11 protein-coding genes and 1 pseudogene are annotated in these 11,609 nt (G+C 48.7%); 1 reads left to right on the top strand and 11 read right to left on the bottom strand.

The window, feature by feature from the left end; genetic code table 11:
- The 11 genes from MCJ35_RS11355 to MCJ35_RS32040 form a co-directional block, all read right to left on the bottom strand.
- Complete coding sequence (locus tag MCJ35_RS11355; protein WP_034578385.1) at nt 1–1,533, bottom strand: sugar ABC transporter ATP-binding protein; 1,533 nt, start codon at nt 1,531–1,533, stop codon at nt 1–3.
- A gap of 198 nt (nt 1,534–1,731) precedes the next feature.
- Nucleotides 1,732–2,838: a substrate-binding domain-containing protein gene (locus MCJ35_RS11360; RefSeq protein WP_025487075.1), complete on the bottom strand. Its 1,107-nt coding sequence runs from the start codon at nt 2,836–2,838 to the stop codon at nt 1,732–1,734.
- 124 nt (nt 2,839–2,962) lie between these two features.
- Nucleotides 2,963–4,144 carry an ROK family transcriptional regulator gene (locus tag MCJ35_RS11365; protein WP_240299485.1) on the bottom strand — a complete coding sequence of 394 codons (1,182 nt, stop codon included), beginning with the start codon at nt 4,142–4,144 and terminating at the stop codon, nt 2,963–2,965.
- Nucleotides 4,145–4,455: 311 nt separating this feature from the next.
- Nucleotides 4,456–5,931: a PTS transporter subunit EIIC gene (locus MCJ35_RS11370; protein ID WP_331472258.1), complete on the bottom strand. Its 1,476-nt coding sequence runs from the start codon at nt 5,929–5,931 to the stop codon at nt 4,456–4,458.
- Between the two features lie 134 nt (nt 5,932–6,065).
- Entirely contained in the window at nt 6,066–6,317 is a 252-nt protein-coding gene (locus MCJ35_RS11375) for an HPr family phosphocarrier protein (RefSeq protein ID WP_025487072.1), read from the bottom strand.
- Nucleotides 6,318–6,334: 17 nt separating this feature from the next.
- On the bottom strand, nt 6,335–6,829 hold the full coding sequence (locus MCJ35_RS11380; RefSeq protein WP_008716539.1) for a PTS sugar transporter subunit IIA: 495 nt from the start codon (nt 6,827–6,829) through the stop codon (nt 6,335–6,337).
- Between the two features lie 59 nt (nt 6,830–6,888).
- Complete coding sequence (gene licT / locus MCJ35_RS11385) at nt 6,889–7,719, bottom strand: BglG family transcription antiterminator LicT (RefSeq protein WP_008716541.1); 831 nt, start codon at nt 7,717–7,719, stop codon at nt 6,889–6,891.
- A gap of 226 nt (nt 7,720–7,945) precedes the next feature.
- Entirely contained in the window at nt 7,946–9,253 is a 1,308-nt protein-coding gene (locus tag MCJ35_RS11390) for an O-antigen polymerase (protein WP_008716545.1), read from the bottom strand.
- Entirely contained in the window at nt 9,253–10,974 is a 1,722-nt protein-coding gene (ptsP, locus tag MCJ35_RS11395) for a phosphoenolpyruvate--protein phosphotransferase (protein WP_025487071.1), read from the bottom strand. The genes MCJ35_RS11390 and ptsP overlap by 1 nt, the downstream gene beginning before the upstream one ends.
- An 86-nt stretch (nt 10,975–11,060) precedes the next feature.
- Nucleotides 11,061–11,324, bottom strand: a complete 264-nt coding sequence (locus MCJ35_RS11400) for an HPr family phosphocarrier protein (protein WP_008716550.1) — start codon at nt 11,322–11,324, stop codon at nt 11,061–11,063.
- A gap of 42 nt (nt 11,325–11,366) precedes the next feature.
- On the bottom strand, nt 11,367–11,531 hold the full coding sequence (locus MCJ35_RS32040; protein WP_329602266.1) for a DUF6783 domain-containing protein: 165 nt from the start codon (nt 11,529–11,531) through the stop codon (nt 11,367–11,369).
- Here MCJ35_RS32040 and MCJ35_RS32045 point away from each other — a divergent pair.
- Nucleotides 11,490–11,606 (top strand): annotated as a pseudogene (locus MCJ35_RS32045) (DUF6783 domain-containing protein); the annotation flags it as partial. The gene MCJ35_RS32040 and the pseudogene MCJ35_RS32045 overlap by 42 nt on opposite strands.
- Nucleotides 11,607–11,609: the final 3 nt, after the last annotated feature.

The raw sequence follows: 11,609 nt of genomic DNA on the forward strand, positions 1-11,609 counted from the left end.
TTACTCCTCCTTGTTTCCTACCGTGGCCTCCCACAGTATCTGGTCCTTATCCGCCTTTTTACCGTCCGTTATATTGACCACCCTCCCATGTCGCATGGTCAGTATACGGTCCGATATCCCCATAACCTCCGACAGGTCGGAAGAAATAAACAAAATCGACTTTCCCTTCTTTGCAAGTTCATCCATGATATGATAAATCTGCGTCTTGGCCTCCACATCAATGCCCTGGGTTGCCTCATCCAGGATCAGGATCTCCGATTCCGCGGCAATCCATCTTCCCAGCACACATTTCTGTGCATTCCCTCCGCTCATGTTGCGGATTAATGTTTCTGATGAAGGCGTCTTTATGGAAAGCCTGTCAATGACATCACGGATCACATCCCTCTCCCTGTCCTTATTAAGGATTCCATAACAGGCCAGATGGTCCAGGGATGACATGGTGATATTACGTCCGACACTGGCTATATCCACCACTCCCTGCTTTTTCCTGTCCTCAGGCAGATAACCAATCTTGTACCGGTTGGCCTTTCCGGGCGATGTTATGTACACTGTTTTTCCTTTTATTTCCTGTTCACATGTGACTTCCCCATTAAATCCCCCGATAATGGCAAGCGCTGTCTCACTTCTGCCCGCCCCCACCAGACCATACAGGGAAAGGATCTCGCCCCTTCGCAGATCAAAGGACACATGGTCCACAATCTTCTTATCCGGTACCTTCTGGTCCATGATGGTCACATTCTTTACAGACAGGACCACCTCCCCCGGCGTCCTGTCATGGGCAGGGTAGACTTCATCCACCTTGCGCCCCACCATAAGGGAGACAATCCTCTTTTCATCCATATCCACATTCTCGGCCGTCCCCACGATATGGCCGTCCCTCATGACTGTTATGATATCGGATATCTCCTTAACCTCCTCCAGTCTGTGGGAAATATAGATACAGGCAATCCCCCTGTTTTTCAGTTCTTTAATTTTCCCAAAGAGGATTTTACATTCCTTGTCAGACAGCGTGGCCGTAGGCTCATCTAACAGAAGAACCTTCACGTCGTTGTACATTGCCCTTGCTATGACAAGAAGCTGCTTCTGCGCAATCCCGATTTCCTTTACCTTTGTCTGAGGTTCTAAGTCCAGTCCAAAATCATCGATGATTTTCTGGGATTCCCCATACATTTTGTGATAATCAATAAAACCAGCATGTACTGGATATTTATTCATAAAGAGATTTTCCGCCACACTCAGTTCTTCCAGCATATTAAGGTCCTGCGGAATCATGACGATTCCTTTGTTCTGGGCATCCAGTATGGTCTTAAACTCACAGTCTTCCCCGCCAAGTTCAATTGTGCCGGTAAATGTATGATGGGGATATACGCCCGCCAGCATTTTCATAAGAGTTGATTTTCCAGCTCCGTTGCCTCCCACGATGGAATGCACCTCGCCTCCGAACAGTTCCAGGTCAGCTTCCGATACTGCTTTCACACCTGGAAATTCTTTTGTCAGGCAATGTATCTTAAGTATTGGTTCCCGTTTTTCCATATCCCTTACGCTCCTTTTGTAGTAGCCGTTCAGCGGAATGGACTTCCCACCTGGAAGCCCATCCACTTATTAAACCGCGTTTTTACGCCTGCTGTCGTGTTCGCTAAACTGCATTTCAATGCCTGCTGTTATTACTCACTAAGCTGCGTTTTTACACCCGCTGTTACTACCCGATAAACCGCGTCTCAACGCCTGCCCTTACTGTCCGCTCTCAATCTGCTCCATTGTAATCCAACCCTCCGGCGCAATCTGTGTTGCCCATTCCTCAATATTGTCTTTTGTCACACCTACGATAGGAACGTATTTTTTCGGGACCTTGTAATCGCCATTATCAATCATCTCATCGTAATCCACTTCCTCACCCTTAACCAGCGCTATGGCTGCCTTTGCAGCCTCGGATGCACATACATCGATCTGGGTCCAGATATCCACCCCGATGTAGCCCTTATTGACTGCCTGCATGGCTGCCACTTCACAGTCCATGCCGGTAAGGTATACCTGCCCGGCCAGGCCGGCTGATTCCAGTGCCGGCAGGATGCCAAGTGTCAGCACATCTGCCGTACATACAATTGCCTGAATATCGTCGTTGTTGGCGGAAAGCGCATTTTCTGCATATTTAAGGGCCTTTTCCGCACTGTATCCCTCACAGTACTGTTCCAGCACCACTTCCACGTCCGGATAGGAAGCAAGGACCTCATCATATCCCTTCTTCATGCCCAGAACCACACTGGAGGTAGGTTCGCCGTGGATGATGGCAATCTTGCCTTTTCCGCCCATGGACTCCATGGCTGCCTTCATCTGGATGCGGCCGGCTTCCACGTTATCCCTGTCCAGATATGCATCCAGGGGTGCATTCTCAACAAAATTGTCATAGCAGACAACCGGGATTCCCTCTTCCTTTACCTTCTCCACGGTCGCGGACATATTGGAGGAAACAGCAATCAGTATCAGCGCATCAATCCCCTGGGTAATCAGGTTGTCCACCTGGTTTTCCTGCTTTGTCTGGTCATAATTGGCCCACTGTACCAATGCCTTGCCTCCGGCCGCCTCAATGGTCTCCACCATGAACTTCTCATCATAGTGCCATCTGGCACCATTTTCATTGGCAAAGGCAATTCCTATGGTAAACCCTTCATCCTTGCCGCTGGCCTCCTTGGCCGCCTCTGTGGCCTGGGCGGCTGCTTCTGTGGCCTGGGTATCACCAGCCGGTGAGGCGGCGGTTGTACCGGACGTTCCCCCCGTGGAACAGGCGGTAAGGGATACTACCATGGACATGGTTAATAATAAAGCTGTTAATTTCTTCATACTTTTTCCTCCTGGATTTTATATTCTTTATTTTATTTATTACTCCAATGGTGTAATAAATATGTTTGATTGAAAGCATATCTGTTTCTGTCAATCCGCAGATTCAGATATGCTGTTAAACATGTCAGGTTGTAAGCAACCTGTCTATATACTGTTCCTGGGCAACAAATGCAGCGCCCATAGCCTCATTATTCTTAAACTCCCTCTTTTTAATTATAATATCCAGATTAAAATCCTCATTAATCAGATCTAAAAACTTAATCCTTGCCATCTCATACAGTTCAGGGAAATCCACTACCATGTTGCCTCCTACCAGCAGATACTGGGGATTATAGGTATAAATCATATTGCAGAAAGCCATGGCCATATCCTTTGTCAGATTATCAATGATGGATGCTGTCCACTCCTCCCCCCCATGGTAGGCGTCCATCAGCTCCTTCAGCTCACCTATGGGGTGTCCCTGATTGCTGCATTCCCTTACCACGCCCTGTTCCGATATATAGGCGGACAGACATCCATGCTTGCCGCATGCGCAGAGCCTGCCGTTGAGGGAGAACATGGTATGCCCGATTTCTCCTGCCGCATTATTGATTCCGCGGATCATCTTCCCGCCATACATGACGGCCACGCCCACGCCGGATCCGATGGACAGGTATGTAACATCCGCATGGTTCATCTCCGTGGACTGGAAGGTAGCGCCCACCAAAGCCATCTTAATGTCATTATCAACGCATACCGGCATGCCGAATATCTCCTCTGCCTTCTGCCTGATGTCCAGGTTCTTCCATCCCAGCTGGGGCGAGAAACATGACACCCCATTTTTATGATCCACCAGTCCGCAGCAGGAAATCCCCATACATTTAACCAGCGACGGATTAATCCCTTCTCTTTTACAAAGCTGCCAGAACATGTGCTTTCCCTGGCTCATCAGCTTATCAATATCATAGTCCTCTGTCTCCAGACGTAATATATCTTCCGCTGCCACACAGCGTTCGCAGTCAATGAGACTGATTTTAAGATAATCACAGTCAATGGCAAATCCCAGGCTCAAAAATGCGTCCTTATTGATACAGATATTAATTCCATTTCTTCCAACACCTTTTGAGAAGGCTTCCTCCTGTTTAATCAGGTTAAGCTCCATCAGCGAGGTGATGATCCTTGTGATGGAAGTCGGACTCATCTGGAGCACCTTGGCAATGTCCGCCCTTGATATAGGATTGAACTTATTCGTTTGTATCACCCTGATAACAGCCTTACTATTATTGTACCTGAGTACATTTTGGTGTTGTGCTGCTAAATCCTTCATTTAATTTCTCCTGTGGTGTTATTAATAGTAGTATAATTAGTTGCGTTTTATTTGTCAACTACTTTTTGTGCTATTTGTATATTTTTTTAATTTTCTTTCTTTGTCATCATAAATAATGCACAGTTCAATCCCCCCTCTCTTAATATGATACAACTATTTCCAAATTTAGTCATTACATAATTCATTTTTATACAATGCTGCACTACTCCATCTGTCCGGCAATCATGCATCAGGGAGTCACACGCATCATATAACACAAAGAGGACGGCCAAAGCCGTCCTCCTTGAATCTAAACACTTACATCATCCCAATTACTTCATCAGTTTCTTAAACTCATCTGCAACAAACTGTACCTGCGTGCCCACAATGACCTGCACACTGGTCTTGCTGGGACGGATGACACCGGCGATACCGGCAGATTTAATCTTCTTCTCATCCACCTGGGTGTAATCCTTGATTTCCAGTCTCAGTCTGGTAATACAGTTATCAACACTCGTTACATTCTCTTTGCCGCCAAGACCTTCCATGATGATTTTTGCTGCCTGTGTATAGTCATTATTGGCAAGTTTTACAACTGTCTCATCAAGTTCATCATCATCCTCACGTCCCGGGGTCTTTAAGTTAAACTTCGTAATCATGACGCGGAATACCACATAGAATACGATGAACGCCGCGATTCCCAGCGGGATGATCATCCAGGTTTTCGCAGCAGCCGGAAGGGATGCTGAGAACAGGAGATCCGTTGCGCCTGCCGAGAAGGAGAAACCGGCGCGGAAACCAACCAGCACGGTGATGTAGGTGAAGATGCCGTACAGTACGGCATATACCAGATACAGTACAGGTGCAAGGAACATGAAACCGAATTCAAAAGGTTCTGTAACGCCGCAGATAAAGGCACAGAGGGCTGCGGAAGCAACAAGGCCGATAGCAACCTTCTTCTTATTATCCTTTGCACAGTGGATCATGGCTAATGCGGCGCCTGGTACACCGAACATCATACATGGGAAGAATCCTGACATATACATGCCCAGGCTCCAACTTACGTTGGCGGATGTATCTCCGGCCCAGAAGTGGGACAGGTCGCCAAGGCCAATGGTGTCAAACCAGAAAACGTTATTCAATGCATGGTGTAAGCCGAACGGAATCAGCAGACGGTTTAGGAACGCATAGATACCGGCGCCGATTGCTCCCATTTTGGCAATTGACTCACCTAAAGCAGTCAGACCGCCAAATACGATTGGCCATACAAACAACAGGATTGCAGCCGCAACAACGGAAAACAGGGCCGTGACAATTGCAACGCACCGCTTGCCTGAAAAGAATGCCAGCCAGTCAGGAAGCCTTGTGTTCTTGAACTTATTATAGCAGGTTGAACCGATTACACCGGCGATGATACCAATCAGGGCGTTCTGAATCTTAGCGAAAGCCATACCCTGGATGCTGTCCGGTGCAATACCTGCCAGCGTCTGCACAACGCCTGGTGAGAGCAGATGGGTAATCATCAGCCAGGATACCAGACCGGCCAGACCGGCTGTACCATCGTGGTCATCTGACATACCAACGCCAACGCCAACTGCAAACAGGAGTGCGATAATCGTGCCGTCAATCAAGGCAAGGGCTGCCTGTGTCAGGAAATAACCAATCATCGGGATTGCACCCGTGATATCGCCGCCCTGCATGACAGCCGGGCAGAGCCAATAACCAATACCAGACAGGATACCTGCAACCGGTAAAACGGCAACTGGCAGCATTAAAGATTTACCTAGTTTCTGTAGCCACTTCATCATAACATAAATCCCCTTTCTTAATTTGAGCATTCTTATGGTATTATTCCCATAGGAAAACTCTGATTTACTTGTTCATGATTACTTTATCTAAACCTGGACCCAGGCTTAAATCATTCTTACCACTGTCCCGGCCTTTATCCGGCCAGGACAGATTCCACTGCTTTCATGGCCTCTTCTTCATCCGGTCCGTCAATGTAGAAGACAACCTCATCCCCTGCCACCGTGTTCATGGCCATGATGCTCATCACGTCTTTTGCATCCGCTGTGTTCCCATTACAGGAAATCATCACATCGGATCGGACCTTGAGCATCTTCATCATCAGTAAGGCCGCCGGCCTTGCGTGAAGTCCCATCTCATCCTTCAGGATAAAGCTGCGCTCTATCAACCCATCCCCACCTCTGATCATAATTTAATGATTGCTGTCTCCCCGGCCTTTACATCCATTCCGCTGATGCACTCAATCTTCGGGAACTGTGGTGTGTTGCACACAATGACAGGTGTAATCACATCATATCCGGCTGCTTTTATCTTATCCATGTCAAAGTCCAGAAGCAGGTCACCCTTTTTGACCTTATCCCCTGCCTGCACATGGGCTTCAAAATACTGTCCCTTTAACTGTACGGTATCCAGTCCGATATGGATTATCAGCTCCGCACCATTATCCGTCTGAATGCTGAGGGCATGCTTTGTGTCGAACACCATGGTAACCTGGCCGTCTGCCGGTGCGACAATCCTTCCCTCAGAAGGAATGATGGCCGTGCCCTTGCCAAGGATCTCCTGGCTGAATGTAGGGTCATTGACCTGGCTCATGGGAACGGCTTTGCCGCTCACCGGAGCTGCGATGACCTTCCCGTCCTTTTCTTCTCCCCCAAACAGTTTCTTTAATGAACCAAACATCCTTATTACTCCTTTCTCTGTCCCCCTGCCGGGGCCCCTTAACCATAATGCTTTTAATACTACTTTGTTCTGATACGCTTGATGTGCAGGGCCAGGTAAGCCACTTCCTCTTCCGTTACCTGATGCCCGTACTGCAGTTTAATCAGCGCCTGTACTTTCTGGCTGCAGGCATATTCTTCCGGATATAACCTGTCGATGACCTTTTGGAACTCCAGGTTATCCAGTTCCATATGCTCCCCTGTAAATACCCGCTGGGCCAGAAAACGCAGATGTGTGATGAACCGTTCGTAACTCAGGGACTGTTCATCCAGTTTTATATTAAAATACTCCTCTACCACCTCTGATACCTGCTGGATCAGGTTGGTGATTTTTATTGTATCCCCCATGGGCGCATCATATTCCGCGTTGACGATGTGGAGGGCAATGGAGGCGGCCTCATCCACAGGAAGCTTAATCCCCAGGTCCCTGTCAATCATGGCAATGGCATATTCTCCAATCAGGTATTCCGCATGGTAAAAGCTTCGTACCTCCCTGATTAACGGGTTGCTGAACATCATTCTCTGGTTAAAACGCTCCAGCGCAAAATTTATATGATCCGTAAGGGTGATATACACATTCGGGTTAATGGGACGGTTCAGCACTTCTTTTGCATAGCTGATGATCTCAGCGGATATCTGTACATGCTCCATCGGAAGGTTCACAAGCAGTTCCTTGAACTTATCCATGGTGTTCTGGCTGTCCAGGCGGAATACCTTCTCTATCTTCTCCTCATCAATGGTACTGCCTTCCCTGGCCTTGAAGCCAACGCCTCTTCCCATTACAATGACTTCCCTGCCTTCTTCATCGCAGGTGCTTACAACATTATTATTAATTATTTTCGATATTTTCATAATTGCTCCTGATAAAAACAAAAAAACCAACTTTGTTAAAGAGACATACGCCTTTTATGCGAATATCATCCAATCCCCTTAACAAACCTGGTTTTGCCTGCCGAACAGTAACAATCCTTATTAATTATTTAATTATACTTCCAAAGATTTACTTCACTAACTGAATAATAACAAATCTTAAGATAAAAGTCAATAATATTTTAGATATTTTTTATAATTATAATTTTCAGGACTTCACAAATATATAGATTATGCCTGTAACCACCAGATAAAACCAGGTTGCTGGGTTGGAAAACCAGGTTGTGAAAAAGGACAGCATCATGTACATGGCAATCTGTGCGTAAATCACATGGCCTGCCGGACATGTAAGCTTCTTCCTCCCCCGGACCAGGTAATAACAGGCAGCGCCCAGAAGCGCCCCGAAAAGCACCATCCCAATCATCCCAAAGTCATAATAGGCATCATAGAACAGGGTAACCGTGGTCAGCTCCTTCTTTGTCACAAACAAAGGGAAGTCCACCAGTGAGGGCACCAGGAATTTAAGCCCTGTAAATGCCCACAGCGGAAAGAGCATCCTAAGCCCCAATGTATGGGATGGAAGCTGCTCCACCAGACAATTGAAATTATCATAATTGTTGGCAATATACATATAAGGCTGGGTGATGAAAATAGGCATGTTGGCATTCTTCATCTCAAATATGCCGTTCAGGTATTCCACGCTGTGGCTGCGCATCACGGTAAGCAGCAGATAGGCCGGCACCATACAGGCAAACAGGATTCCCACATAAACAGGCTTAATGTTCCCTGCCATGGAAATATAGGTAAAGACCGCCATTCCCACTGCCAGTATTAACTGGAACCTGGATACGCACAGCACAGGGATGGCCAGGGCCAGCACATTAAAGCCCATTGCCAGCCAGAACCCGCCGGACCTTGTCACTCCCCTGCCCCGCCTCATGACCATAAGGCTGTAGACCACGGAAAGGCTGGGCACCAGCACACAGGCAACCGTAAAATAATGGACACCGCTCACATGGAAATAAGAATACGCATGGGGCACACCATAGGAAAAAAGCGGTATGAACCCAAGCTTCCAGGCCTCAAAGGCAAATGCCAGCCAGGAAACCGCCACCAGCCCTGCCATGGCCTGCAAAATACGCCTGACCTGGTATGGTGATTCTGCCGATGCATAGAACCGGTACACGGATTCCATATCATCCTCGCTCCAGCCGTCAAAAAGCCTTGAAAGCACCTCAAACACACCCCAGAAGGCCAATACGGCCAGTCCCAGGCACAGCCAGGTCATATTGTCCCAATCCCCCTGCAGGCGGCTCAGCTTAAAACAGGATATCCCCTGACCGCCCACGAAAAAGAGGCAGAACAGCCCCCTCAGATGGATGATGTTCCCGCTGTCCGCATAATCCCTGTAATACAGCCACAGGGCGGCTATAATTAAAACCAGCCCAGACAGCATATAAAAATGCTGCCGGGCCAATATGAAACTGATAATATAACTAACAAGATAAACTGGCATTATACTGTTCCATTCTCCACAAATTCTTTCATATACTGTTCTGTTTCCGCTGCTGTTGCAAAACCCATGGCCTTGTCAGCAACCGCCTGAAGTTCCCTGGTGCTGTAGGACATGACCATCTTCCTGGCCTTTAGCATGGCAGACGCGCTCATGCTGAATTCATTCAGGCCGAATGCAAGAAGTAACGGGATCATCATCGGGTCGCTGGCAGCTTCGCCGCACATGCCCACCATGATGCCTGCTTCCCGTGCACAGGCAATGATGTGCCTGATGCTCCTTAACACGGCAGGATTAAAGGTGGAATACAGGTAGGACACCTTCTTATTGCCCCTGTCCACCGACATGGTATACTGTGTCAGGTCATTGGTACCGATGCTGAAGAAATCAGCCTCCTTTGCAAAGATATCCGCAATCAGGGATGCGGCGGCCGTCTCCACCATGATACCCACCTGGATGTCCTTGTTATAGGCAATTCCCTTGCTGTCTAACTCCTTCTTAAGTTCCTCCACCAGTGCCTTTGCCTCACGGTATTCCTCAATACAGGTAACAAGGGGAACCATGATGCGGATGTTTCCAAAGGCGCTGGCGCGCAGCAGGGCGCGCAGCTGCGGCTTATAGACATCCTCCCTGCGGTCCAGGCAAAAACGGATTGCACGGTAGCCAAGGAACGGGTTCTCATCCTTCTCCAGGCCCATGTACGGGATTTCCTTGTCGCCGCCGATGTCCAGGGTACGGATGATGACCGGCTTGCCGTTCATGGCCGCCGCGACCTTCTTATATGCCTCAAACTGCTCTTCCTCCGTAGGCATGACAGTCCTGTCCATAAACAGGAACTCCGTGCGGAACAGGCCGATTCCCTCCCCGTCATACTCAAGCACCTTATCCACATCCTCAGGCTTGCCGATATTGGCCACAATCTCAACCCTTACCCCGTCCTTTGTGACCGAAGCCTTGCCGATAAACTGCTCCAGCTCCTTCTTCTCTTCCTGGAACCGGACCTTCTTAGCCTCATAATCAGCCTTAACAGCTGCTTCCGGGTTCACATGTACTTCGCCGGTGCTGCCGTCCAGGACAACGTCATCCCCGTCCTTAACGCCTTCAATAAAACCGTTCACAGCCACCACGGCCGGAATCTCAAGGGCCCTTGCAAGGATTGCGCTGTGGCTTGTCCTGCCGCCCAGCTCCGTCACGATACCCGTTACATTGGCAGGATTGATTCCCGCTGTCATGGACGGTGTAAGGTCCTTTGCAACAAGGATGCTTCCCGCCGGAAGGGAGGAAATATCCACGGACTGGATGCCCATCAGCACACGCTGCATCCGTGTCTTGATATCACGCATGTCCGTGGCCCTCTGCTGCATCAGTTCATCTCCCATGGAGGCGAACATATCCGCATACATATTGCATACATTCTCAATGGCAAATTCACTGTTGACCCCATCATTTTTAATGGAATTCTCAATCTCCCCTGTCAGCATGGGGTCAGACAGCAGCATCATATGCCCCTGCATGATTTCCGCTTCTTTTTCCCCTACCCTGGTAGCCAGGTCCTCTGCCAGACGCTCCGTGTCCTTGATGGTCTGCTCCAGCGCTCCCTTAAAACGCTGTACTTCCGCCTCCCCATCACCCACTGCCTGTCTGGTGATTACCAGCTCTGCTTCTTCCACAATTACTGCTTTTCCAATCCCAATCCCTGCAGAAGCGCTAGTTCCCTTGTACATACTCTTGTACCTCCTTATTGCTTTCATTTATACTCACAACCTTTGGTTGCCGTCACTCTCCAGTTAACCCGCCATCCTGGCGGCCGTTACTCCCCTAAACCATCCTCCACAATCTTTACCATGGCGGCTAATGCTGCTTCCTCATCCGGTCCCTCGCAGACAAATGTAATTTCATCCCCAGACTTCACACAGGCGCCAAGAACACTGAGGACACTTTTGGCATTGGCCGTGGTGGTCCGTATCTTGAAGGATATCTTGGATTTATAGAGCAAGGCCTCCTTGCAGAGGATTCCTGCCGGCCTCAGATGAAGGCCGGACGGGTTCTTAATAACGGTTGTTGCACTTACCATGTTACCTCTCTCCTTTGCGCTGCACCTCTTTGTACAGTGCTGCTATATTCTGATGCATCCGTGGCCAGCTGCCCGGATAAACGGCAGCCAGGACCTAGAGCGTGTTTGAAAATTGCTTTCCGTCAGCTGTGCGTCACACTTTGTGGGAGATTTGGTCCCGATGAGGGAGGCGTAGCGGGCTACGTTGACCGAATTGGGACCAAATATGCCGCGAAGTGGGGCGTGCAGATGGCGGGAATGAATTTTCAAACACGCTCTAGAGCCTGCGGATGGAGGGAATGAATT

The organism is Enterocloster sp. OA13 (genome assembly GCF_022440595.1).
GTDB lineage: Bacteria > Bacillota > Clostridia > Lachnospirales > Lachnospiraceae > Enterocloster > Enterocloster hominis.

Excerpts from the sequence above, each read along its gene's own strand:
- MCJ35_RS11355 (WP_034578385.1), bottom strand. The coding sequence starts at position 1,533 with ATGGAAAAACGGGAACCAATACTTAAGATACATTGCCTGACAAAAGAA.
- MCJ35_RS11360 (WP_025487075.1), bottom strand. The coding sequence starts at position 2,838 with ATGAAGAAATTAACAGCTTTATTATTAACCATGTCCATGGTAGTATCC.
- MCJ35_RS11365 (WP_240299485.1), bottom strand. The coding sequence starts at position 4,144 with ATGAAGGATTTAGCAGCACAACACCAAAATGTACTCAGGTACAATAAT.
- MCJ35_RS11370 (WP_331472258.1), bottom strand. The coding sequence starts at position 5,931 with ATGATGAAGTGGCTACAGAAACTAGGTAAATCTTTAATGCTGCCAGTT.
- MCJ35_RS11380 (WP_008716539.1), bottom strand. The coding sequence starts at position 6,829 with ATGTTTGGTTCATTAAAGAAACTGTTTGGGGGAGAAGAAAAGGACGGG.
- licT (WP_008716541.1), bottom strand. The coding sequence starts at position 7,719 with ATGAAAATATCGAAAATAATTAATAATAATGTTGTAAGCACCTGCGAT.
- MCJ35_RS11390 (WP_008716545.1), bottom strand. The coding sequence starts at position 9,253 with ATGCCAGTTTATCTTGTTAGTTATATTATCAGTTTCATATTGGCCCGG.
- ptsP (WP_025487071.1), bottom strand. The coding sequence starts at position 10,974 with ATGTACAAGGGAACTAGCGCTTCTGCAGGGATTGGGATTGGAAAAGCA.
- MCJ35_RS11400 (WP_008716550.1), bottom strand. The coding sequence starts at position 11,324 with ATGGTAAGTGCAACAACCGTTATTAAGAACCCGTCCGGCCTTCATCTG.